Genomic DNA, 23675 nt, shown 5'->3' on the forward strand with positions numbered 1-23675 from the left:
AAAATGCCTGCATTACATTTGTTATTTACGCTTGTAGTTGTCGTAGTTTGGGGAGTCAATTTTCTTTTTGTCAAACTGGGGCTTCAGGAAATTTCACCGCTCATGCTTTGTGCGCTACGCTTTGGGCTTGCCAGTATACCCGCTATTTTATTCATCAAGCCGCCTGCAATCCCACTTCGTTCTATTATTCTCTATGGGTTGATAACCTTTGCTCTGCAGTTCTCTTTTTTCTTTGTAGGCATGTACATGGGAATGACGCCAGGAATGGCTTCGTTAATTATCCAGACTCAGGTTTTCTTTAGCATGTTGTTTGCCTTCCTGATTATTAAAGAAAAACCCGGGCTCTGGCAAATCATTGGTGCGCTAGTGTCTTTTATTGGAATTGGCCTGGTTGCCTTGCACTTTGACAGTCAGGTCTCCCTGGGTGGATTTTTATGTTTACTCGGTGCTGCTGCGTCCTGGGGATTAGGTAATTTAATTATCAAAAAAGGTCCTAAAGTGAATATGATGGCGGTTGTGGTATGGGGCAGTTTTGTTGCCTTTATCCCCATGCTCATTCTGGCTCTGGCTTTTGATGGTATTCACTCATTGGGCAATACCCTCCATCATCTCAGCTGGAAAGGTCTTGGGTCGTTGCTTTATATCGTATACATCTCGACTTGGGTGGGCTATGGGCTTTGGAATTGGCTATTGAGCCGTTATCCCATAGCGGTGATTGTTCCCTACACTTTACTGGTTCCTGTTGTGGGTATGATTAGCTCTTCCTTGTTCCTGGATGAGCCTTTTCAGGATTGGAAAATAAAGGCCGCTTTATTCGTGCTCTCCGGCCTCGTGATTAATATTCTTAGCATCAAACTTCGCTTTCAGCTTAAAGCGAAATCTGCGGTAGCTGGCAGACTTTCGCCCGTAACAGCAAAAGAAGAACCAGAGCCAAACAAATGACAGACAGAACGTGTCTGACCAGGGCCTCTTATCGGCGTCGTTTTCTGCTGCTGTTGCTCACTGGCTATATCCTGCACATTGTTTAACTGGCTGACCATAGGACCAAATGAGGAAAGCTCATTTTCCTGTTCCAGTATTAAATGAATTGCGTCTAACTGATTATTTTGTATATACAAGCTAAGTAATTGATGGCGATTGCCGATGAACAACTCCTTATGATTAGTTAGCCAGCGCTCTATCTTTGAATTCCCAGGCATTAGATTACTTAATTTCTGGTAGGTTTTTTCAATCTGCTCACGCAGGTTCAGTTCATTGAATGGCAAAGACTGCCATTCAAACTGGCGTAATGCCTCATATAAGGCGTTCAGGCTCCTCGGTGAGACGTCCTGACGGGTATGCTTTAGCAATTGTTCCAGATCCTTGGGCAAGACTGAACCTTCAGCAAGGGCATCCATTTTCTGATAGCTAAAGCGGGATGAATCAACTGTGTTTTCAAATGGAAGCACATAACGGGGTGACCTTGGTTTGAACCAGTTTTCCCACCCGTAGAACAGTGAACGCCTGCACCATAATCGAAACGATAAGAACCATCCTGATTTTGCCATTAATTTGCGTTCAAACTTTGCTTCCTGTTTTGCGCGTTGGAGATGAGCCGCTACCTCGGGATAGGCTTGAGCGAAGGGCTTCATTTCTTTACAAAATTGAACCAGCTCATCATATTTTTTCTGCATTCCTGGAATTTGTAAGTATTTTTCCGCATTAAAACAGAGCAAATGAAATTTGATTCGGTTATTTAACAACTGCGGGTAATTAGTTAGACAATTGAACAACACATTGCCTGTCTCTTTATTTAAGTCAGGCTGTGTTAACAGCCAGCTGACTTTTTCGAGCAGTTCTTGCTGATCTGATGAAACCAGAGACTGTGGATGAGAGTCCAGGTAATCTTCCAGAAATAATTGCAACATTTCTGGCTTGCCATTGAAATGAATCAAAAAATAACTTAAAAAACTGATGGTTTCTTCAGTCTGACTAATTGCGCTTAATAAAGCCTTATTTTCCCAAGGGGATGGAAATTCGCTTTCTGTAGTTTCTGTTGCCGGGAGATTACTGGTTTGCCAGAGTCTTTTGGCTGGGCTGGATGAGGTAGTTCCCTCGCTTTTTGCTTTAAGCCAAACAGGCTCCAGCATTCTTTTGCTATTAATGCGTCCATCATCATAAAAAATAGAGCAGTCTGAAAAAACGGTATTGCTATATCGGTAGGTTTTTGTAATCTCAATAATTGATTCTTTGAGTGACTCAAAATGATTATCTTCATAGAGACTGAGTAATAATTGCATGCTCTGATTGGTCAGTTTAGCTTCTCTCTGCTTCAGAGAATGGATGAGCTCGCCAATAAACTGAACCAGGGCAGGTTCTTCCTGATTTCGGTGCAGGTATAAATGAATACAGTGATCCAGATGAACTCCGCTGCATAAGTCCGTCAAAGAAGCGGGCTGCTGTATATCAGGCAGTTTGTTCTTAAAGCGCGCGTCAATAATCCGAAAGAGGATCTCCTCACGTATCTTATTTTCCAGTTGTTCCAGGAGTATCGCAAAATCAGGCAGACTATTCATCAGGATGATTAAAGGCTTCTGAGCTCCAGGCAGGCGGGCATAATGTATAAACCAATAGAGGAGGAAGGATGACCTTTGTTCAGCAATACACTCGAGCAGATTGTTCAAGATTTCGGGCGTTAAATGATTAAATTGTCTGAATGAACAAAGTATTTCGGCTGCGGCCTCTGCCTGCAAGCCGCTGAGACTCGCTTCCGGCACCAGTGGCAGCTTGATATGCTGCGACAATGAGCTGAGGCGCAGAGGAGTGGGACGACTTGCGGTTAAGCTCAGACTGTCAAGCAGTGTTAGTCCCGGAAATTGCAGCAGGCAATCTGCGCGGCTCAGCAGATGGAAGACTAGTAAATTGTTTAAACAGGAATTGCCAATCTCTTTAGAAAGAGCCATTAGCGCATCAATCGGGAATCGGCAGACCATTAACAGGTCAAGAAATTCCTTAATTGATTGCTCGTCTTCTAAAACAGCCTGCTGATGCTGCTTTTCCAATAAGGCTATTCTTAGCCAGGCAGGATTCGCCCCTGTTTTCTTTGCCAGTAATTGCTCTTTGATCCATTTCCAGCTGATTAACGGAGTAAATAACGTCAAAATCCGGTCATCAATAGCCGTTTTCTGGTCCAGGCTAATCAATATGCACTGACGTAATGGTTCAGGATACAAGTGCAATTCATTGCAAAATTCCTCTACTAATCCCGCATGAATAAGCAGTCCAATTAATTTGTCCAGCCATTGAAGTTGATCAGCTTGCTGTTCACCAATATCGAGCATCCATCGCTTGAGCTTGTCCAGCAAATCATGCGATTGTTTTGTTCTGTTAAAACTTAATGCCAGATAATGAAAATACACCGCGGGATAGTCTCGATAGACTGAGGTACAAAGTTCATTTATTCTTTGTAAAAACGCCTCATCGTCTGATGACAGCAAGGTTTCCACTAGCAACAGATTTTCGGTTAGCTGTGCCGATACCTCAATGTTATTGTGCTCCTTCCAATGCTGAAGAATGGAATTCATAGAGGCAATAGCAGAGAAATCGATAACATCTTTTTTTACAGAGGCTGACGCTGTATTCAGCCACATAGTGAATTCAGCAGCGGGTTCGACAGAGAAAATCAGTTTTTGCAAGGTCGCAAGCGAGGCAACAGACTCTCTGGTTAATTGTCCAAACTGTGCCGCAGTCAATTCGGCCAGACAAGCGGGGGCAGGCGCAGTTTCAGGAAAATAATTCGCTAAGTGTTGTTGTAAACGGTTTTTGATGTGCTCAATACAAAACCTGGTTGAGCTGGGGTGATGGCTTAGGGTATTCAGAAATTGATAGTGAGAGGCTGGATTTTCAAGCGCAATTCTAATGGTATGTTGTAATAGCCGCTCATTAAGGGCATGAATCAGGTTTAGATTTTGCTCATTCTCAAGCAAATAACTAAAGCTTAGTAAAAATTCTCGGGTAATCTCTTCATTAGGCGGGTTGAAGGCGGGCGCATAACTGTTAAAAATAACAGCAAGCTCAGCCGCACCAAGCTTAAGACCTGGGCTTCTTAACGCAGCCAGGCGTTCTGTATCATAATGATTATGCCCGCTCTTTAATACTTCAGCAGCAATCATTCGTCCGTGTTTTTTTAGCCTTTCCTCATTGATGTGTAAATGCTGAATTTCAGTGTGCAGCCATTGCAGTTCCAAATGCTGGCTTAGGGATTCGGGTAGAGTCACAAGCCCGGCCTGCCTTTTTGAAATGCCTGAAGCCTGGGCTTTCTGTACCATGGACAAAAGTAAGGGGGCATAAGCTAAACGGTAAAAACGGGTGCAGGTCAATAACTCTTCGAGACTTTCACTGTCCATGCCATAGAGTACCGACACTAACTCCTCAATACTTGGATATTTTGTTAGCAGCTTGCTAAATTTAGCCAGATTCGCTGCATGTACGGGATTTTCTCTTTGCTGCAGATGAGTTATTAGTAATGAGGGAGATACGGCACTGAGTAGTTTGTATAACAAGGGAGGAATAATGTTTATTCCTGATTGTGTAAACAAACAGTTGTCCAAAATCCATTCCTGGACTTTTATATCCTGTAGAATATGGGGATCTCTAAAAAAAACATCCAGCAGCTCATTAAATTTCATGCTGATTAAAAACTGCTGTTGTTCCTGCCATTCTTTATGAATAGTCTGGGCATTAGCCAAGGCATCACTTTCTGCTTTAGGTAGCAGGCTAATGCGCTTCATATTAATTCGCGCAAAATAAGACTCAGGATTAAACAAGGCATGCAGACGAGGTGAGGAATAATATTCAATTGCTGTAAGATGGAGCTTAAATTTTCGCCATGCGCTTTGAATGGTTTGAATTTGTTCCTGTTTAAGCGCATCAAACGGCAGGCCTTGAGATTGACCGAGTGGATCGAAGGAGTTAATTATATCACTGACTAAGTTGGGCAAGTCATTGACGACCTGTTCAGCAATTCCTTTTCCCTGCTTTAGCAAGGGTTGCATTATATTTTTAACGAGTCCGGTATTCGCTAATGGGTGAGAGGGATTAGCTGCCTCCTCCCCAAGTTCCATCAGAACGCCTTCAATCAGGGGCAGCCTTTGCAGCCAACGGGCTGACACGATAGTATGTTCAGAAACATTTCCCGTATTGGCCAATGGTTCGTAAAATTGATTGAGCTTTATGATTTCTTCAAGGAATTCCATTTGTGCCTGCATGGCGATTACTTCGTCGGCAAAACCCAAATACTTAAAAAGAAGAGGATGGCATTGCCAGCCTTTCCAGGGATGCAGCCAGGCATCGCGCATATACTGATTTAGAAGACCTGCACTCTCAATAGGCATTTCCCAATCCGGGTTTTTTAAAAAACTCTGTATCTGCTGGCGTCGTGCAGCGGACTTCATAATGAGTTGGTGCAGCTGCTCCTGACAGGCGTTTGCTTCTGTATAATTTGCCAGTGCAGCAAATGCCTGCTCGTCTGCGTTAATTTTATTCAACCAGTCGGCAAGGGCCAGATGATTGCGCTGCAAACATTGGAACAGACTGTTGACGAAATTAAATTTTAGTTTGGGCTGTGTCTGGCTATTCAATATCCGACACAGCTGCTCCGCAGAGGTTAGCTCAGACAGCAATCTGTCAATCTGCGCGGGTGCCAGGCTGTGAATACCTTCCGGATGCCTGGCAATTAGATCGACAAAAACGAAAAGTGTCTGACTGTGTAAAAAAATCTCATATAAAGCCTGTACTGATAATACTCTGGCCAGGGTAATCAGCGAAGACCATTGAACGTCCTCGAGTTTGCTTTGTTCCAAGACATTGACAGCCAGTTTTTTTTGCCTTTCGGGTGTAAGCTTGTGAAACAAGAGAACATACTGCTCTTCTGTTATTTTGGCAGGAGGTTTCATAAGCAGGGATTGGACAAACTCCTGGCAGCAATCGCTATCCATAAAGTCTTGATTTTGGATAATGTCATAATGCTCAAGCAGCGTGCTGGTGAACGGATGATGCTCAATATCAGCCTCGGGCAGGTCGGTAAGCCAAAAATTAACTGCCTGTGGAAATTGCTGGCTGCCAAGGATAATCGCCGTCCATGCGGGATGCCGTTGCCGCAAAATTGCTATATTGTTAAATGTGACCTGCTGAAACTCTTGAACAAACTGATAGTGGTTGGCTCTATGAACCGCAGAGTTAGAGGATAGTTTCGCAAAAAATTCAATCTGGTCTAAAACCAATGCGCGATGAGATTCCTGCTCATGATTTAAATCGAGCTCCATTAACATTCGGTTAAACACGGGAATCACATCCAGATTCACTAATTCCGGTTTAATTTGCCGTTGTGCGTCTGCAAGATGCCTCTCTCTGTCTACCGGGGTAAACAATTTTAACTGTTCAGCCAGAATTGGATAATGGATAGCTGAGAGTGCATTGTGTGCTAATTCAATGAAAAGTTTCGGCAAATAAAACTGTAGTTCAGGCAACGCATAGACCGTTTGCAGAAAGTGTTGATCTCTTGGCAATAAAGAGAACAGGCTTGCCCGGTCAATCGTATCGAATTGGCCATTTTTGATAAGCTGTTTCAGCCAGTCGGGGAAGTTTTGAACAATTTCTTCGGTTTTTCCAGTATCAACGAGCCAAAATAGTTCCTCTTGGGAAAGGCCTGATATAGCTTTTTTAAAATGGCGCAGGCTTACAATAAATTGAAAAACCTGATTGTCCAAAACAGGGTTTTCAGCCTGCGACTTGGTTTGATTAATAAGTTGATGAATAAATAATTGCGCTGTTTCCTGTAAGTCTACTGTCTTTCTCACCTTCTCCCAGTTATTTAAGGTAGGGCCTTCCAGTGATTGAAACAGTATGTTGATGAGATCCGCCTTGGGAATTTTCTCAAGTAACTCATCATCAATCTGGCTTAGGTAATCAGGGCTGAGTATGGAGCCAGGATGGTTGGTAAGCGTGATAGTTAGCTCTTTGAGAGTTTGGCATTGCCCTAGTTGTGTACAAAGTAATAATTGGCATGCGTTTTCACTGTATTGTCCGGCATGCAGTAATTTCCAGCAGCTATGCTTTAGTGCATTGAAATTATTCTTGCCAGCAGCGCTTAGCAAATGCTCCACTTTGTAGAGATTGTTAAAGATTTTTTGCAAAACAGAGGCTTGGTTTCTGTAGAAATGTAAGAGGCGCAAGGCGTGTTCATCCATTTTCTCCGGATTATAAGTAATTAAATCGAGGATGCGGACTGCACGTAACTTCAGGTCATTATCCGCATTATTAACCAGTACACCCTGAAGAATTTGCGGGGTGTAGTCTTGCAGGAGGGACGAGCGTGAGCACAGAGAGTGAAAACAGGCTGGTGTGGTAAACAGCTGTTCTGCAATGAGCGTGACCACATTCCTGTCACCCTCATCATTATATTTAATCCATTGATGTATTGGAGCCGAACTATCCAGCGTCGCTTGCAGGCGAGTGCAAAACTGCATCAGTAACTGATGTAAGGGCGCCAGATAACTGCTGTCCTGTTTTGCTTTTTTAATTAAACTGACGATTAGCTGGATGAGATGGGATGTTTCAACTTCTGGCAGTACAGCGTCGAGAATTTCCTGATGGACCTGAGGCGTCAGCAGTAGTAAGTGTTCAAAAAAAGAATGTTTTTCTTTCTTTCTCAGATAATCACTTAAGAAATTAAACTTTTCGTCAGTATTTTGATTACGCAGTAAATGGATATAAAATCGATAAAATTCCTCTTTGCTGAGCAATTCAAGGAGTTGCTGTTGTTCTTTAGCCGATATTGTCCTTATCAAATTTAAAAGAAAAGGAAAGAGCAGGATTTTTTTTATATTGGTTTCAAACAGGGCGGAAAGCCATGCCATTGATAATTTGGAAACCCCATTTAGATGAGAGGAAATAAGTTCCAAAGGCTGTGCTCTGGATTTCTTGGGTAAAATGGCAATTGTCTGCGCTATCCGTTTGCAATCCGCTGCCTGATTGGCGGACGATTTCAATTTATCGCAAAGCACGCGGCAATATTGTTTACAAAGCGATTCCTCTGGGTGAAAAATTTGTTGCAATGCCAGAATGTGGCTGCAAATAGGAATTAACTGATCTAATTCGAGCAGATTGAGCAAGCTTTCAGTCAGTCGTTGGGATTGACCGGAGTTCTGGGTTAAAAAGTTGATGGTGAAACTCTGGTCTGGAGTATTCCGGCTTATATCTTTCACGAACTGGAGCAATTGCTCCAGTTCCTCAGTTTTCTTGTAATACTCACTTAAAAAGCGGATACAAAAAACCGTATTGAGCTTATCTTGTTTGAAAAACTGTTTGAACAGCTCTTTTCCGCTGCTTTCCTTGCAGACCGTAACCATCACCGGAATTATTTCGGCAACAAACTGTGAGTCTTCCCAGTTAAACAGGAGATAATGAGTAAGGACTTCCGAGACCAGATTTTCCAAAGATTTTTCAGCTGGACTTTTCAAGCGGGCGATCATTAGCCAATTTGCCAGGTTCGGTCTATCCGCAATAATTTTCTGATATGCACCTTCTGAGGCTTTGGCTCTGATGGCGAGCGCCTGAATAAGATTTTCATACTTGTTTAGATAAGTCTGTCTGGATGAGGCAAATCGTCCGTGAGCTTCCTGATTTTCCTTGGCATAGGTAGAGGCGATGGCCCGCAGCTTTAAAATACTGTCAATGAGCACCTCATCCTCAAGCAAGAGTGACAGACTGTTAATGGATTGTGCCGGTACTTCCGCTGCAGAAAGCAGGAGACAGGTGCTCAGGCGCTGCAAATGCGCTTTCACTTCGGGTTCTTGAAGTGATTCATTCTTCAGGATGTAGCCAATCAATTCACCGAGCCAGACAGCATCCTTTTCGGGTCTATCGGTCAGGGCGGCATAAAGCGTTTCCCGCTGCGTATTAGATAAAATGGCCAGCAAACTGGTTAAGGCAGTCCTGCGCTCGCCTGACTTAATCCAGGTGCTTAGAGCAAGCAGACATTGCGGCCATAAGTCAGGAGTTTCATTGATTCTATCGAAGCTTGCTTTAAGTGCTTCCTGTTGATCCTGCTCGAGAAGTCGTGAAAGAAAATGAATGGATATTTTGGTGGTAATCACCTCCAGTTTGTCTTCCGTTCCTCCCGTTTCAATCACTCTTAATAAAGTTTCCAATAAATCAAATGAATGTTGTTGAGCCAAATCATCAACAAGCTTACTTAAGAGGCTGCTATCCGGTTTGTCTGATTGATAAGCAATTAATAAAGCAGGAAGATCGGCTTTGGCCAGTAATGAGTCGACAAATTGATTGGGCATTTAAAACCTCCTTGTTACAGCAACTTGTAGGCTCTGTGAACAAATTTTAATTGTGGCTGCAAATGCGGCTAACTGGTGCCAATATGTCTTTGAACTCGTTAAATAGAGCTCGCTATTCGCCTCATTCAAAAACATATTAGCACTCAATTATCCGCATTTTCGCTCACAATAAAATTTATTCACAGAACCTAGCGTTCCCAAAAGCGAGGGGAAAATAAAATCAATAAAGAAAAAATTTCCAGGCGTCCGGCAATCATAGCAAAGATAAGAACCCATTTGCTCCAGTGATTTAAGACGGCCACATTTTCACTGATTGCTCCTAAACCAGCGCCTGAATTGGAAATAGAAACGGCAATTGCGGAAAATGCAGTAAGGAAATCATTGCCGAATCCCATAAAAATTAACAGCAAGAGAATAAATAAAGCAATAAATACCGAAATAAAACTCCACATGGATTGCAAAATGGGTTCAGGCAGACAATGCTTGCCAATTTTAATGGGCACAATCGCATTCGGATGAACTAAGCGAATCATTTCTCGCCTGGATTGCTTAAATATGAGCAGCACTCGAATGACTTTGATGCCGCCGCTGGTCGAGGCGGCGCAGCCGCCAATTAAACCGAGCATAATTAGCAAGATAGGTGTAAAAGTAGGCCAGTCATTGAATGGTTCGGCAATAAAGCCTGTGGTGGTTGCCAGAGAAATGATGTTAAACAATACGGTAATCACAGTATTATGGCTGATATCAAAGAAGTCATAAATGACCAGGCTGCCGGTCACAATCAGAGTGGAAACTAATAAAAAGCTGATATAGGTGCGAAATTCTTCATCCTGCCAGTAATGTTTAAGACTTCGTTTTTTGAAGGTAAAAAAATGAAGTGCGAAGTTTGTTCCTCCCAACAGCATAAAAAAGCAGGCGACCGATTCAATCAATTCACTTTGATAGAAAGCAAAACTGTTATCATGCATGGAAAAGCCTCCCGTGGAAACGGTGGAGAAACTTTCTCCCAGCGCATCAAACCAATCCATTCCACTTATCCAATAGCAAAGCATGCACAGCAAAGTTAATAACACATAGATTGACCATAGGGCTTTGGCGGTTTGGGCAATCCGCGGGGTGAGTTTGCTATCCTTCATTGGGCCAGGGGTTTCAGCCCGATAGAGCTGCATACCACCAACTCCCAGCATAGGCAATATGGCCACCGCGAGGACTACGATACCCATCCCTCCCAGGAATTGCAGCTGCTGGCGGTAAAACAAAACAGCATGCGGAAGGCTGTCAAGATCGCTAATAATTGTAGCACCGGTCGTAGTTAAACCCGAAACCGACTCAAAAAATGCATCAGTAATGGGATTGGGACTCTGTATTGCAAACAGAAAGGGCAGCGATGCAAATAAACAAAGAACCGTCCAGAAAAGGGCGACAATTAGAAAGCCATCTCTGGTTTTAAGTTCGTTTCTGCTTTGGCGAAAGAGCAGCCATAACAAACCGCCTGTACCAAAAGTACAAAGGAAGGCTATTACAAAGGGCCATAGAAAATCTTCCCGGAAAATGATATTAAAAAGGATAGGAGTGAGCATGCTGATACTAAACAGCATGAGCAAAATGCCAAGAATGCGTAAAATCGTTTTAATTTGCATTACTAACCTACAAAACTCAAACTCACCTGGAAGAGCGATTCAATGTTGCTGATATATTTTTTCTTTAAAATCAGAAGGATGATGTGATCTCCTGATTGCAATATCAGTTCAGGATTAACCATTAATACCTGACCATCACGAAATAAGGCTGCTATTGAACAGCCTGCAGGTAGATTCAATAAACTGACTGGACGTCCAACCACTTTAGAAGTGTGCTCATCGCCATGAATGACTAATTCTACAGCCTCTGCTTCGCTATGTTGAAAGCGATAGACTTTAACCATATTCCCGCGGCGCAGTTTGGTGAGAATACTGCCAATGGTAATCAGCTGGGGTGAAATTGCCTGGTCGATGTTGCTGCCTTCAATGAGATCCACATAGGCATTGCGATTAACCAGAGCCATTACCTGGCGGGCGCCCAGACGTTTTGCCTGCAGGCATGACATGATATTGACTTCATCATCATTAGTTACTGCGCAGAACACATCGGTAAACTCGATATTTTCATTGACTAAAAGATCACGATCAGCGACATCACCTTGTAATACAGTGCCTTTGTGCAATTGCGTCACCAAATCATGGGTCCGATCGGGGCTGCGATCAATCACTTTAATCCGATAGCGACGCTCCAGAGCCTGCGCCAGTTCGGTACCAATATGTCCGCCGCCAGCAATTATGATACGTCGATTGGGGTGAGTGTAGCGTCCAAGAGCTATCAGTGCTTCTTTAATTGCTTCTGGGGAGGCAATAAAAATGACTTCATCGCCGCTGGCAACCTGCATCTCATCCTGCGGTGAGAGTACGTCCTTATCGCGAAAGATCATCACAACGCGCGCTTCAATCCCCTGCAGATGTTCATGAAGTTGTCTGATAGTCTTGCCTACCATTAAACCAGAGGATAACGGCTTGATAGTCACCATTAGTACATGGCCGTCAGCAAAGTCGAGAACCTGAGATACACCGGGATAATCAATAAGATTTTCAATATGATCAGTTACCAGTTTTTCAGGACTGATACATACATCAACCGGAACATGCTCATCCTGAAATAACTCTGGATATTTATAATAGTTATGGGAGCGGATGCGTGCGATTTTGTTCGGTGTACGAAAGAGGCTGTAGGCAATCTGACAGGCCATCATGTTAATTTCATCGCTATTAGTAACCGCAATAAGCATGTCAGCTTGTTCAATACCTGCTTCAATTAATACACTGGGATAGGCCGCATTTCCGCGCACAGTCTGTATATCAAGACGATACTGCAACTCCTGCAGGCGGCTTTCGTCCTGATCGATTAAGAAAATATCATTATTTTCTCTGGCCAGATTCTGTGCCAGCGTTCCACCGACCTGACCTGCTCCCAAAATCACTATCCGCATAACAGTAAAGTTCCTTCATAGACAAAAGTGGCAGGACCAGTCAGATAAATGGGTGAAGCCTGATTTTGCCATTTTACGTGGAGCTGTCCGCCGGGTAAATCGACCTGAATAGTTTCTTCCATCTGGTAAAAAAGACGGCCGATGGCTGCTGCTGCGACTGCCCCGCTTCCACAGGCCTGTGTTTCACCGCAGCCTCGCTCATAGACACGGACTTGCAGGCGATCATTGGTGATAATCTCCATAAACTCTGCGTTGACTTGCTCCGGGAACAGGGGATGAAAGCTGATCTCCTCGCCAAGAGTATTTACCGGGGCCTTCTGAATGTCATTTACCAGGGTTACCGCATGGGGATTGCCGACGCTGATGGCATGAACGGCGACATTGTTTCCCTTTGCCAATGATAATATATAAGAGTCCTGCTGCTGAGTAACCAGAAACGGGATCTCCCTGGGATTCAGGCTGGGCGGCGGCATTTCAATGGTTACAGAGTCATCTTTATTCAGGATTAATTGCATTTTAGTGGTATGCGTCCCGACACGTATTTTCTTTTTGGTAGTCAGGCCGTAATGGTAGAGGAAGCGGGCAATGCAGCGTGCCCCATTTCCGCATTGCCCCACCTCCTGCCCGTCCGCATTAATGATGCGATAAAAGAAATCAAGTGATTTATCTTTTGACGGTTCAACAATGAGGCATTGATCAAAGCCGATGCCGCGGTGACGATCACTCAGCGTGATAATCTCTTTGGCAGTTAAATTGGCAGTTTGGTTAATTGCGTCTATGACGATAAAATCATTGCCTAAACCGTGCATCTTTGTGAATTTCAGACTCATGTTTTGGCTCTCGGGTTGGTCAGGATTCAGGGGCTGTTTGTTCTGGTAAATAAAGCGGGCCTTTCTGGCCGCAGGCTGATACATTGGCTATTAACACAACTAGCAACAGCACTTGCCCAAGGATCTTTCCTGATAATTTCATAGAAAACTCCATGTCTGTATTTAAGTATAATCATCGTCAGTTTGATATAAAAGAGCCGCGGTGTAAATGATTCACAGTCTGTTTAGTGTGCGATCCATAAAACAAGGCATTTTCTTGAGCGGTTTGCCAGGATATGCTGACTTCGAAAAGATTAGGCCATCACCAGCGTACTGATTCGCTCCGTTTCCAATTGATCCAGTGTTTTAAAGGTATCAAGCATGGCCTTGTTGTAACGTTGATGAGAGCAGGCATTGATAAAATGCTCTTTCTGGCGTGCAACGGTTACTCCAAGCGCATTGGTTTCTGCCCAGCGCAGCACAAAGTGCAGGGATTGGGGAATTAAATTATCTTGCTGATAGAAAGGTGTCACTTCAATGTGTACATAAGGAACTTTTGGTTCTTGTTGCTTAAGCTTTTCTGCGGTGTCGTTTTCGATAGCTTCCAGTATATTGAGATTGGCAGCTCTTGTTGCAGCGACAACCGATTGCTGATCATGGCCGCCTCCCAGGAATAAGGCAATTAAATGCGTCCAGTGAAACATATGACCTGTGGACTCGGCGTCGATTTCAACGCCATGTGCTTCAAACACGTCCTTGCAGGCAGCTCGGAAGATTGAAAACTGACTGCATGGACGCTTTTTATTCTGATTCTCTTCAATCTGATGAAGCGTTGCCGTGAATGTTACCTTGCCAGCCCGTTCCCAGATTCGCTTGAATCGTGCTTTTAAGGTGGCCACAGACTGCCCGGGTACTCTGAGTGCGCCGTTGAAATGCGGATTATTATCAGGAGTCGAATGGGTCCATAACTCGGAAGTTTCTGTTCTATAGGCAAGACGCGCTTCCCGGCCGCCCGGCGTTCTTCCTACTTTTATATAAGTTCCGGAGCTCTCTCTCGGGCTTTGCGGCTGAATTTCTGCTATGCGAACGCCTTTGTCTTTTAGCGGCGACTGGCAAAATGTATTAGAATCGGTTTTCGCCAGAATGAGCCGATTAGTCGAATAATCGATTTCCTCTTCGGCCTGTCGTTTTCTTTTTTGCGGGGGTTGAGAATGAAAAAAGGGAGTACAACTTCGTCGCGGTTTTTTTTCTGCCAAAGCGGCAATCAGATTATCATGATTAAGATTTTGAAGGCGAGCTAAATGCAGCTGTAAAAAAGGCCTTGATAATCGCTTTTTTTCCTGTGTGTCAAAGCGCTTGTATAATTCAAACCAGACATAGGGCGTCAGGTTTAAACCGTTGTCGGCAGGCAGCAGGGACGAGGCCTGAATCGCAAATAAAGTCAGTTTTTCCTGATTAAAATTCTCCTGCAAATAATTAAAATGATACCATTTGGTGTCGCTGCTGCAGTCGGTTTTTGAGATATATTGGCCAATGCAGTCTTCAGGGAGATTGAGCTGATCTGCAAGCCCTTTTGTCAAGCGTTTAGCGGAGTTTTCTGAATCGGCAGTCGAATGTAGGCGGCATGCTTCTTTCCAATCCTGAGAAGACAGTTTTTTGGACTCTGTGTCTTTCAGGTACAAAAGAAAGGATTCAATGTGCTTTATCATTGGACTGTTTGGCTATAGATAATACAGATAGGGATTTATTCTATCATGCTTTTAATGACTCTGCCAGATGGTGGAGCTTAAAACAGAGATCAATTTGTTCAGGGATAAATGGCAATCATTGAGTCAGTAAGTCGGTTTTGTACGGAATTATTGCTTTTTCTTGCACTGTGGTAGCGCATTGGTGATAATTTCCCTTTTTTCGGAGATCTTTGTTGAACGTTTACACAAAAGAGCCAGATACATCTCCCACGGCTTCGGTAATCTGGATGCATGGTTTGGGAGCGGATGCCTCTGATATGGCGGGGCTGGCATCTCAATATCCAATAAGCGCCTTACCAGTTCGTCATGTATTTATGAATGCGCCTGTCAGGCCAGTGACGATAAATGGCGGCATGCACATGCCGGCCTGGTATGACATCGTCGGCTTTGAGTTAACCGATCGAGAAGACGGCGAGGGAATTAAGGAATCCGAAAAGCAAATTAATGCGGTTATCCAGTCGCAGCTTGAAACGGGAATGACAGAAAAGCAGATTATATTAGCTGGCTTTTCCCAAGGGGCCGCGATGGCTTTGCATACCGCCTTGAACCGCCCCCAGGCAATTGGCGGTGTCGTGTCGCTTTCCGGCTATTTGCCTCTTGCCAGTGAATGCCAGTTCCATTTACCCCGCGAAACGCCTTTTTTTATGGGATATGGACGTTTTGATAATGTCGTTTTACCCGAGTGGACTAACTACTCTTGCAGGTTTTTAGAATCCAGGGGTTATCATGATCTGACCATAAAAGACTATCCGATGGAACACTCTATCTGTCAAAGCGAGATTAATGACTTAGATAGCTGGTTAAAAAGATTGCTAGGAGAAAAGGCATGACGATTGTACAAAAGTCACGCATTGTGAAATTTAGTTGCGAGCAAATGTATACACTGGTTAATGAAGTGGAACATTATGCCGAGTTTCTTCCATATTGCAGTCAAAGTATTATCCATCATCGAGATGCTGACGAGGTCCAGGCGACATTGGTCATCTCGGCTGCCGGAATGAACAAATCATTTACAACTCGTAACCGTTTGCAAGCAAATAAAATGATTGAAATTCGCTTGGTAGACGGGCCATTCAGCCATTTAGAAGGTTTCTGGCGTTTTGATGAGGTTTCTGACGGTTGCAAAATCTCTTTCGACCTCGAGTTTGAGTTTGCCGGCAGAATGTTTTCGATGTTGCTGGGCCCTATTTTTGAGCAGATTACCAATAAGATGGTAGATGCGTTTTGTGACCGGGCAGAGAATTTGTATGCTTGACGTTGAGGTGGTGTTTATTCCGTTGGAACAAGAGATATTTCAGGTTAGATGTTCGCTGGCTGACGGTGCCTCTGTGGGGGATGCCATTCGGCAATCTGGGGTATTGGACGTCTACCCTGAGGTTTTGGAATTAGATTATGGGATTTTCTCAAGAAAAGTATCTGCTGATACGCGATTGAAAAGCGGGGATCGGGTGGAGATCTATCGCAAATTAACCAATGACCCCAAAGAAAAAAGGCGTATTCGAGCCAAAGCTGTAAAATGAAATGGCTGTGTATGCTGGTTAAACCCGGCTTGCAGCCAGGCTTAACCGTTAAAGCCTAGGGAAAATGTTCAATACGAGTCAGCACGCCATTACTGAAATATAAGGAAACGTTTTTTACCTTAAGTGGCGAGCTGCCTTTGCGCCAGGTATAGGCGTAATCCCAACGGTTATTATTAAAGGTGGGACTCAAAAGACTGCTTCCCAATAAAATAGCGACATCTTGTTTGCTCATGCCTGTCTTAAGCCGAGATACAGTGGATTGCGGTAAAAGATTACCCTGCTGAACGATTCGTCTTGAAAAATCATAAGAGGCGCACGATGCAATGCCGAATGAAATTGTAAGAGCAAGTAATAAACGTAACAATCGCATAATTTTGCCTGTCCTGAAAAATTTCGCCATAATAGCATGTCATTCATAGAAAGACACTCCAATCGATTAGCTTTTTAAGGAGCCTGTGTGGAAGAGAGCCAACAGTTAAAAGACGCTGGATTAAAAATTACCATGCCCAGACTCAAGGTGTTGCAAATCCTTGAACAGTCTAAAGAACACCATCTTAGCGCCGAGAATGTCTACAAGGCATTATTAGACATGGGCGAGGATGTAGGCCTGGCCACGGTATACCGTGTTTTAACCCAGTTTGAAGCTGCTGGTCTGGTTGCCCGACACAATTTTGAAGGAGGGTATTCAGTTTTTGAATTAACTCAGGGTGATCATCATGATCATCTGGTCTGTGTTAAATGCGGGCGGGTGGATGAATTTGTCGACGAGGTGATTGAAGAACGTCAGCGGCTGATTGCTGAACGTGCCAATTTTAAAATGACTGACCATGCGCTGAATATCTATGGTCTTTGCCCTAATTGCCAGATTAAATGATTAGACTCTTTACAAGAAGGTGATGAATAAAGATAAGTTCTCTTGATTACCGGTAAACTGCATTATACTTAGGCAAAAGATAAGTTTTTCAAGGATGTTGCAAAAATGAATGAGGAATTACGCAAAGCATATGCCGCCGCTGAGTATCCGGTAATGGATATTGGTGGAATTCTGCTTGATAACAAGCTATTGCCTGACTCTCCGGTGAATCTGGTACTGAAATCTTTCAACCGGCATGGACTAATTGCAGGCGCCACCGGAAGTGGTAAAACCAAAACCATGCAGGTGCTTTGCGAGCAATTGTCACTCGCCGGCGTTCCCAGTCTGGTCATGGATATCAAGGGTGATGTTTCTGGATTAGCGGTTCCGGGGGTGGAAAATGATTTTTTACGAAGGCGCTGCCAGGACTTGAATTTATCGTTTATCCCACGCGGTTTTCCGGTAGAGTTTCTAACTTTGAATGAGGAACAGCAAGGTGTTCCTATCAAGGCGACAGTCGCTGATTTTGGCCCCATTCTGTTTTCACGAATGCTGGACATTAATGAAACGCAATCCGGTGTGGTAACCGTTATCTTCCAATATGCAAAAGAAGAGAAACTGCCCTTAATCGATTTAAGTGACTTCAAAGCCTTGCTACAGTATGTGCAGACAGATGCCGGTAAGACAGAGATAGAATCCCGTTTTGGGGGAATCGCATCTTCGTCCATAGGTATTATTACCCGTAAAATTATCGAACTCGAAACACAGGGCGGTAACAGTTTTTTTGCAGAACCCGCGTTTAACGTGATGGATTTGATGCGCACAACGAATCAGGGATTAGGCATCATCTCCATTCTTAGACTAATGGATATGCAGGATAAACCCAAGTTATTCTCAACTTTTATGCTGAAGCTTTTATCGGATGTGTATCGTGTGATGCCCGAGTTGGGGGATCCGGATAAGCCGAAACTGGTGTTATTTATAGATGAAGCGCATCTGATCTTCAAAAATGCCAGTAAGGCCCTGCTTAATTTGCTGGAAACCATCGTCAAACTGATCCGTTCAAAAGGGATTGGTCTGATATTCAGTACGCAAACGCCCAAAGACATTCCTGACAGTATTCTCAGCCAGTTAGGTTTGAAAATACAACATGCCTTGCGCGCCTTTACGGCTAAAGATCGTCAGGCCATGAAGCTGGTGGCTCAGAACTTTCCACCGACGGGCTATTATAATACGGAGCAACTATTAACCTCTTTAGGGATAGGAGAAGCTCTACTAAGTGCTTTGGATGGAAAAGGCCAGCCGACGCCGTTAATTCAGTGCATGATTAGAGCGCCCGAATCGCGTATGGGCGCTTTAACTGAGCAAGAGCTAAGCTCAGTGGTTCACCAATCCTCACTGGTATCGCAATACCGGCGAAAGGTCAATACACGTTCAGCAGCCGAAATTCTTGCAGAGCGCAAAAAGAATACTATCGATGTGACCCTTGAGGAAAGTAAGAAACGAAAACCGAAGGAGCAGGCAGACCCTTCAATGATTGATCAATTGAGCAAGAACACCTTGTTTCGGCAATTGGTACGTCAGTTCTTTCGTCAGCTTACGGATCAACTGCTCAAAATTCTGGGCGTGAAAAAAAGCCGGTAAATTGGATGAAATTTATATTGTCTATACTTAAGAGGAGTAATTGGTAATCAGCAAAAGCCTTTCGGGGTAAAAAAACGGAGTGACAAGGAAGTGCTCTTTTTAAATAATATGCAGAAATTGCGCAATATCATTACTATAAAAATACTGGCTTCACTGTCTTTGTTAATCAGTCTTTCTGGTATGCTGATGTGGATAGTGGCTGCCTCGAAAATTCATATCTTTACAGGAAGTCACTATCCAATGCAGTTTAACACTGCATTGTGCATCGCCTTAAGCAGCATTTCTGTATTGGCCTTGCCCTCCAGGAAAACACTCGCCTTAATTTTAAGCCAGTTTGCCAATCTACTGGTAATTTTGACCTTTGCCCAATATCTCACCGACATGAATTTTCTTGTAGATGATCTGTTTGGTTATGTGGACTTAAACGTGACCTATCCGGGACGAATGGCTCCAAATACGGCCTTGTGTTTAATTTTATTAAATACTGCTCTTCTAATGCACCTTAAATGTCATTCGCGAATTATACGTTTCACCCAACTCGCCCTGGTTTGTGTGGTATTTGGCCTGACTTTCCTGTCTACTATCTCTAATTTTCTTGAGATTAAAACCGTTTATCTGTGGTCGGGTTTGACCGCTATGTCGATTCAAACGGCTCTGGGCATTATATGTTTAAGCAGTTCACTTATTGTTTTGTTTCTTCTGCGTTTTCGGCGTTTTTATGTGGGTTTAATCGAAACTATTGCGATAGTAGTTACTGGAACGCTCGCTTTTATCCTGTTCTGGCAGTTTTTATATATGGATTTTGAATATAATGTCCGGAAAAAAATTCAAAATGAAGCGATGGTTGTCAGTAATGAAATCAAGGCAATTCTTGGCTCCCAGGCTGAAGCCGCGAGGCGCTTTTTTTATCGGGTCAGTGATTCGCCAATAGACGATGAGCGGCTAAAAAAAGATGCTGTTCACTATCTGGAAGATATGCCAAGTCTGGTATATATTCAATGGCAGGCAAACCAGGGTTTAATGTCCAATAGCAGTCAATTGGTGATGAATCAGGATGAGATGTCGCGGCTCTGTGATAATGCTCTTTCCCCAAACTCCGGAATACGAACAGTAATTTCTCTGAAGCCGCCCAATAATCATTATTACCTCTGTTTGCTGAGTGCTAATGACTCAAACAGGCTTATGCTTTTCGATTTGACAAAATTTCTATCCGATACTATTAACAGTCTTCTGCCGCGAGGCTTTAATCTCAGGATTTCTGATAACAAGCATGTACTTTTTGAACGCTTGTCTAATGAGACAAGCAACAGCGGCAATTTGCGGTTTGCCCACAAACTGGAGGTGTATTCTCTGGCGGGTGAACTGCGGTTTTTCATCTGGCCAAGTAACAATTATTTACGCAGCAATAGCCCTGTTCTGCCCGATTTCTTTTTATTTTTTGGCCTCATAATAACCGGCCTTTTGGCATTCATTAATTATTTAAAACACAGTGTCAATATGAAAAATGAAAAGCTGCGCAGTACGATGCAAAACAGAAGCCAGCAATTATCTGAAATGAAAGCCAAGTATGAACGCATTTATGAATACTCCCCAGATATGCTTTTATTCATTGATACGGGCAATCTAATTACGGAGTGTAATGAAACTTTTGTGGATTCAATGGGCTATTTTAGAAAAAATGGTATTATAGGACGTAGTTTATTTGATGTATTGCATTTAAAAGATAAAAAAATTAAAAGGGATATAGCTAAAATACTGGCTGACAGAGGAGCAATAAAAAACCTGGAACTGTCGTTGACCAATCTCAATGGAGAAGAATCGCTGGTAATGTTAAAAGCCAGCCCTTTTCTGAATGAAGAAAAAGAGTTCCTGGGATATTCTTTTAGCTTACGTGATATTTCGGATATCAATGCCTTAAAACAGGAATTAATGGCTCGTGAATACAGTGTCAACCTATTCCGCGAGAATATTGCTCTTTACGATCACATTCTTGACGAAACGACTGATGGCTGGTGGGATATTAACCTGGAGACGAAAGAATGCCGCTTGTCTAAAAAATTGCTGCGTTCTTTAGGTTTAAATGAAAGTTATTCTCGTTCACATGTGAATTTTTTTAGAGAGCATGTGATTCCTGAAGATTTTGCTATTGTTGAAAACAATTTAAAACAACATTTGCTTTCCAAAGGCCGTTTTCCTTTCAAGCAGGAAGTACGTTACAGACATCAGAATGGAAAGCTGGTATGGATCTTCTGCCGTGGTCAGGGCATTCTCGATCCGGATGGTAAAATTCGACGGGTTGTGGGTACGCACGTCGATATTAGTGCCCTTAAGTTAACTCAAGCCAAATTATCAAAAAAAATTAAGGAAATGGACTTGATTGATCAATCAACCCATTTGGTTTTAATGTCTGATGATATCGATTCGGCGCTGAGGAACTGCTTATCGCTAATTGGCCTTACAACACCCTTTTCCAAAGGTGTTCTTTATCGCTATAACCCCGCCGCCAATGTCATGGCGGCTACGGCTATCTGGGCCAGAAAAGAGATTGAGCCTGAATTGTTAGGGGAGGGGGAATTCCCTCCTTTTTCGCTGGCCTATGGTGAAGGGCTGGCGGGGAGAGCATGGCAGGAAGGAAAGTCACAATTATCTGGCGTTGACATTGAAAAATTCAAAGCAGTTCTGGTTAATAAGTGGAATAAACTGACTTTAAATCAGGTGATTGCGGTGCCTCTTTTTTTAAGTGATAAGGTGGAATGTATTTTTGAGTTTTATCCAACAAAAAAATTAGTCATCAATGAGAGTGAGTTAGGTCTTTTCGATATTCTGGCTACACAATTAAGTCTGGCACTGGAAAGGAAAAAAGCGGATTACCTGCTAAAACATTTAGCCTTACATGACGAGCTCACTCAACTGCCCAACCGGAGAGCATGTCTTGAAATGCTCGAAATGAGCTTGAGCCGTGCGAAGCGGAGTAATAGCCGGTTTGCATTGATGTTTCTTGATCTGGATGGTTTTAAACAGGTCAATGACAGCTTTGGGCATCATATTGGAGATTTACTGCTGATTGAAGTAAGTCAGCTGTTTAGAAAAGCGATTCGTAAGCAAGATTATCTGGCACGTCTTGCCGGCGATGAGTTTATTATTATTGTAAATGATTTAGTTGATCAGGAAATGTTGGCGGTACTGGCTAATCGGTTGATTCAATCTCTTTCACGTCCTCTGGTACTGGAAAATAATATTGTGAAAGTATCGGTCAGTATAGGCTGTGTTACGTATCCAGAAGCCGGTCAGAACATCGAGGACATTTTACGCGGCGCGGATTATGCTATGTATAAAGTCAAGCAGGGTGGTAAAAATAGTTTCTCGGGATTGTCCTGAGATTTTTAAAGCCCCCTCTCTCTAACTCTCTCCCCCAGAGGGGAGAGAGGATCTTCTCGGAATTGCTTATTTAACGCGAACCGATAGCTCAAGAATAAACTCCGCAATCTTTTCCGGTTTGTCCGGATAATTGACAAAGGCGTCGATTGCTACTTTTTTATTCACGCGCTCGCCGCTTTCTTTAGATTCAAATAGCGCCGCTCTGACTTCTTTGCCGCTATCACAAACAAAAAAAACATCCGATTCCGGACGTCGAAGGAATTCGGCATGGAATGATTTGAAAACCAGGGAAAGGTTTAATTTTTCTTTATTGGCGTAATAAAAAGCGTGGAGTCCGCCGGCGACATCTGCGCCAACAGCCAGTGCGCCGAAATACATAGAGTTGAGGTGATTTCGGCTTCGTCGACGCAATGGGATTTTCATTACAATCTGATCATCATTTAATACCAGAAGTTTGGGGCGTAAATGGCCAATCAGCGGCACCTGGAATGTTCCAAAATACCATAGGAAATATTTGAAGCGTTTAAATAAGGTCATGAGTCGTCCTTGTTTACCTGTAGTTTAGAGATAATCTTTTTTACCCCGCGTACCTGATTGACGCGCTTAATAATAACCAAAATCGATTTTTCCTGCTTGACCTTTCCACTCAGGGTCACGGTACCATTGCTGGTGCTGGCTTTAATACCCACTAACGGAATGGATTCATCATCAAACACCTTGGCTTTTAAAACGGCTGCTTCAACTTTTGCCGTAATATAGGCATCGGTTAATCCCATATTAACCGGTTTGATAACCAGATCCTCAATCTCTACCGATTTAACGCCTTTGGTTGATTTGGCGAGCGTTAAGGCATCGACAAAGGCCTGACGATCATTAACGTGTCCGCTTAGAGTGACGATGCCATTTTCTGTAGACACCGATATTTTTAAGGGGTTCAAATCCGTGTTTTTTGTATATTTGGCCTTAATTTTAGCAGTGATGACTGAATCACTGATGGTTTGTTCGATTTCTTTCAGATTGGGTTCAGCATAGACAGAGTGAATTGAACCTAAAAAACAGAAAGGCAGAATAAAATAAAGAAAAATTCGCATGGCAGGCTAAAGATCAATCCAGTTTACGGAATTATACCATAGATTGCCATTGTCACAGGTAAGCATCGCTCAGTCAGTTGGGGGCGGTCTGTCCTTTGTGCGCAGAAGTAATCAACTCATCTGCCTGGAATTTCTTCACCCCCGGGTATAATTACCTGGCGGGCTTTCACCTTTCCGCTAATTAATGAAGAAAATTCATCAGCGTGGCTGAACGAAGAAAATACAAGAAGACTTAAAAGAAAAGATTTTATCAGTTTGGTCATCATAATCTCTGCTAATAGGCT

Annotated in this window: 17 protein-coding genes; 7 read left to right on the plus strand and 10 right to left on the minus strand. The window is 43.2% G+C overall.

Translation table 11 applies throughout. From position 1 onward, the window contains the following. Positions 1-3 precede the first annotated feature (3 nt). The gene (locus DYH61_RS01365) at positions 4-942 is read left to right on the plus strand and encodes an EamA family transporter (RefSeq protein WP_058507967.1); all 939 of its coding nucleotides are present in this window, start codon (positions 4-6) and stop codon (positions 940-942) included. Here DYH61_RS01365 and DYH61_RS01370 read toward each other — a convergent pair. From DYH61_RS01370 to DYH61_RS01395, 6 genes are all read right to left on the minus strand, one after another. Then, entirely contained in the window at positions 864-9329 is an 8466-nt protein-coding gene (locus tag DYH61_RS01370; protein WP_058507968.1) for a hypothetical protein, read from the minus strand. The two genes, DYH61_RS01365 and DYH61_RS01370, sit on opposite strands and share 79 nt — an antisense overlap. Before the next feature lie 188 nt (positions 9330-9517). Then, positions 9518-10969: a TrkH family potassium uptake protein gene (locus tag DYH61_RS01375; protein WP_058507969.1), complete on the minus strand. Its 1452-nt coding sequence runs from the start codon at positions 10967-10969 to the stop codon at positions 9518-9520. Positions 10970-10971: 2 nt separating this feature from the next. Further along, on the minus strand, positions 10972-12348 hold the full coding sequence (trkA, locus tag DYH61_RS01380) for a Trk system potassium transporter TrkA (RefSeq protein WP_115343294.1): 1377 nt from the start codon (positions 12346-12348) through the stop codon (positions 10972-10974). Beyond that, the gene (gene dapF, locus DYH61_RS01385; protein ID WP_058508050.1) at positions 12339-13178 is read right to left on the minus strand and encodes a diaminopimelate epimerase; all 840 of its coding nucleotides are present in this window, start codon (positions 13176-13178) and stop codon (positions 12339-12341) included. Before dapF ends, trkA begins: the two co-directional genes overlap by 10 nt. Before the next feature lie 19 nt (positions 13179-13197). Beyond that, positions 13198-13320, minus strand: a complete 123-nt coding sequence (lptM, locus tag DYH61_RS01390; protein WP_103989332.1) for an LPS translocon maturation chaperone LptM — start codon at positions 13318-13320, stop codon at positions 13198-13200. A gap of 151 nt (positions 13321-13471) precedes the next feature. Next, complete coding sequence (locus tag DYH61_RS01395; protein WP_058507971.1) at positions 13472-14866, minus strand: DNA/RNA non-specific endonuclease; 1395 nt, start codon at positions 14864-14866, stop codon at positions 13472-13474. Positions 14867-15078: 212 nt separating this feature from the next. Between DYH61_RS01395 and DYH61_RS01400 the strand changes: the two genes are divergently transcribed. From DYH61_RS01400 to DYH61_RS01410, 3 genes are read left to right on the plus strand one after another with little or no spacing between them, the layout of a single operon-like run. After that, the gene (locus DYH61_RS01400; RefSeq protein ID WP_083499243.1) at positions 15079-15735 is read left to right on the plus strand and encodes an alpha/beta hydrolase; all 657 of its coding nucleotides are present in this window, start codon (positions 15079-15081) and stop codon (positions 15733-15735) included. Further along, entirely contained in the window at positions 15732-16160 is a 429-nt protein-coding gene (locus DYH61_RS01405; RefSeq protein ID WP_058507973.1) for a type II toxin-antitoxin system RatA family toxin, read from the plus strand. Before DYH61_RS01400 ends, DYH61_RS01405 begins: the two co-directional genes overlap by 4 nt. Further along, complete coding sequence (locus tag DYH61_RS01410; protein WP_058507974.1) at positions 16153-16425, plus strand: RnfH family protein; 273 nt, start codon at positions 16153-16155, stop codon at positions 16423-16425. Before DYH61_RS01405 ends, DYH61_RS01410 begins: the two co-directional genes overlap by 8 nt. A 55-nt stretch (positions 16426-16480) precedes the next feature. Here DYH61_RS01410 and DYH61_RS01415 read toward each other — a convergent pair whose 3' ends face one another. Continuing rightward, the gene (locus tag DYH61_RS01415; RefSeq protein ID WP_058507975.1) at positions 16481-16825 is read right to left on the minus strand and encodes an outer membrane protein assembly factor BamE; all 345 of its coding nucleotides are present in this window, start codon (positions 16823-16825) and stop codon (positions 16481-16483) included. A 57-nt stretch (positions 16826-16882) separates the two neighbouring features. Between DYH61_RS01415 and fur the strand changes: the two genes are divergently transcribed. From fur to DYH61_RS01430, 3 genes are all read left to right on the plus strand, one after another. Then, positions 16883-17299, plus strand: a complete 417-nt coding sequence (gene fur, locus DYH61_RS01420; RefSeq protein ID WP_058507976.1) for a ferric iron uptake transcriptional regulator — start codon at positions 16883-16885, stop codon at positions 17297-17299. A 105-nt stretch (positions 17300-17404) separates the two neighbouring features. Next, positions 17405-18922 carry a helicase HerA-like domain-containing protein gene (locus tag DYH61_RS01425; RefSeq protein ID WP_058507977.1) on the plus strand — a complete coding sequence of 506 codons (1518 nt, stop codon included), beginning with the start codon at positions 17405-17407 and terminating at the stop codon, positions 18920-18922. A 90-nt stretch (positions 18923-19012) separates the two neighbouring features. Then, positions 19013-22300 (plus strand): sensor domain-containing diguanylate cyclase, encoded by a 3288-nt coding sequence (locus DYH61_RS01430; protein WP_133129111.1) that lies wholly within the window; start codon positions 19013-19015, stop codon positions 22298-22300. Between the two features lie 66 nt (positions 22301-22366). Here the strand turns inward: DYH61_RS01430 and DYH61_RS01435 are convergent, their stop codons facing one another. The 3 genes from DYH61_RS01435 to DYH61_RS15575 all read right to left on the minus strand — a co-directional run bounded on the left by DYH61_RS01435 (position 22367) and on the right by DYH61_RS15575 (position 23657). Beyond that, positions 22367-22837, minus strand: coding sequence for a PaaI family thioesterase (locus tag DYH61_RS01435; protein ID WP_058507979.1), 471 nt, complete (start codon positions 22835-22837; stop codon positions 22367-22369). Then, on the minus strand, positions 22834-23391 hold the full coding sequence (locus tag DYH61_RS01440) for a BON domain-containing protein (RefSeq protein WP_058507980.1): 558 nt from the start codon (positions 23389-23391) through the stop codon (positions 22834-22836). Before DYH61_RS01440 ends, DYH61_RS01435 begins: the two co-directional genes overlap by 4 nt. Before the next feature lie 116 nt (positions 23392-23507). Beyond that, positions 23508-23657, minus strand: a complete 150-nt coding sequence (locus DYH61_RS15575; RefSeq protein ID WP_157072300.1) for a hypothetical protein — start codon at positions 23655-23657, stop codon at positions 23508-23510. Between the last annotated feature and the right edge of the window lie 18 nt (positions 23658-23675).

It is taken from the genome of Legionella quinlivanii (assembly GCF_900461555.1).
Lineage (GTDB): Bacteria > Pseudomonadota > Gammaproteobacteria > Legionellales > Legionellaceae > Legionella_C > Legionella_C quinlivanii.

Coding starts and splice junctions, on each gene's coding strand:
- DYH61_RS01365 (WP_058507967.1), top strand. CDS start 4: ATGCCTGCATTACATTTGTTATTTACGCTTGTAGTTGTCGTAGTTTGG.
- DYH61_RS01370 (WP_058507968.1), bottom strand. CDS start 9,329: ATGCCCAATCAATTTGTCGACTCATTACTGGCCAAAGCCGATCTTCCT.
- DYH61_RS01375 (WP_058507969.1), bottom strand. CDS start 10,969: ATGCAAATTAAAACGATTTTACGCATTCTTGGCATTTTGCTCATGCTG.
- trkA (WP_115343294.1), bottom strand. CDS start 12,348: ATGCGGATAGTGATTTTGGGAGCAGGTCAGGTCGGTGGAACGCTGGCA.
- dapF (WP_058508050.1), bottom strand. CDS start 13,178: ATGAGTCTGAAATTCACAAAGATGCACGGTTTAGGCAATGATTTTATC.
- lptM (WP_103989332.1), bottom strand. CDS start 13,320: ATGAAATTATCAGGAAAGATCCTTGGGCAAGTGCTGTTGCTAGTTGTG.
- DYH61_RS01395 (WP_058507971.1), bottom strand. CDS start 14,866: ATGATAAAGCACATTGAATCCTTTCTTTTGTACCTGAAAGACACAGAG.
- DYH61_RS01405 (WP_058507973.1), top strand. CDS start 15,732: ATGACGATTGTACAAAAGTCACGCATTGTGAAATTTAGTTGCGAGCAA.
- DYH61_RS01410 (WP_058507974.1), top strand. CDS start 16,153: ATGCTTGACGTTGAGGTGGTGTTTATTCCGTTGGAACAAGAGATATTT.
- DYH61_RS01415 (WP_058507975.1), bottom strand. CDS start 16,825: ATGGCGAAATTTTTCAGGACAGGCAAAATTATGCGATTGTTACGTTTA.
- DYH61_RS01425 (WP_058507977.1), top strand. CDS start 17,405: ATGAATGAGGAATTACGCAAAGCATATGCCGCCGCTGAGTATCCGGTA.
- DYH61_RS01435 (WP_058507979.1), bottom strand. CDS start 22,837: ATGACCTTATTTAAACGCTTCAAATATTTCCTATGGTATTTTGGAACA.
- DYH61_RS01440 (WP_058507980.1), bottom strand. CDS start 23,391: ATGCGAATTTTTCTTTATTTTATTCTGCCTTTCTGTTTTTTAGGTTCA.
- DYH61_RS15575 (WP_157072300.1), bottom strand. CDS start 23,657: ATGATGACCAAACTGATAAAATCTTTTCTTTTAAGTCTTCTTGTATTT.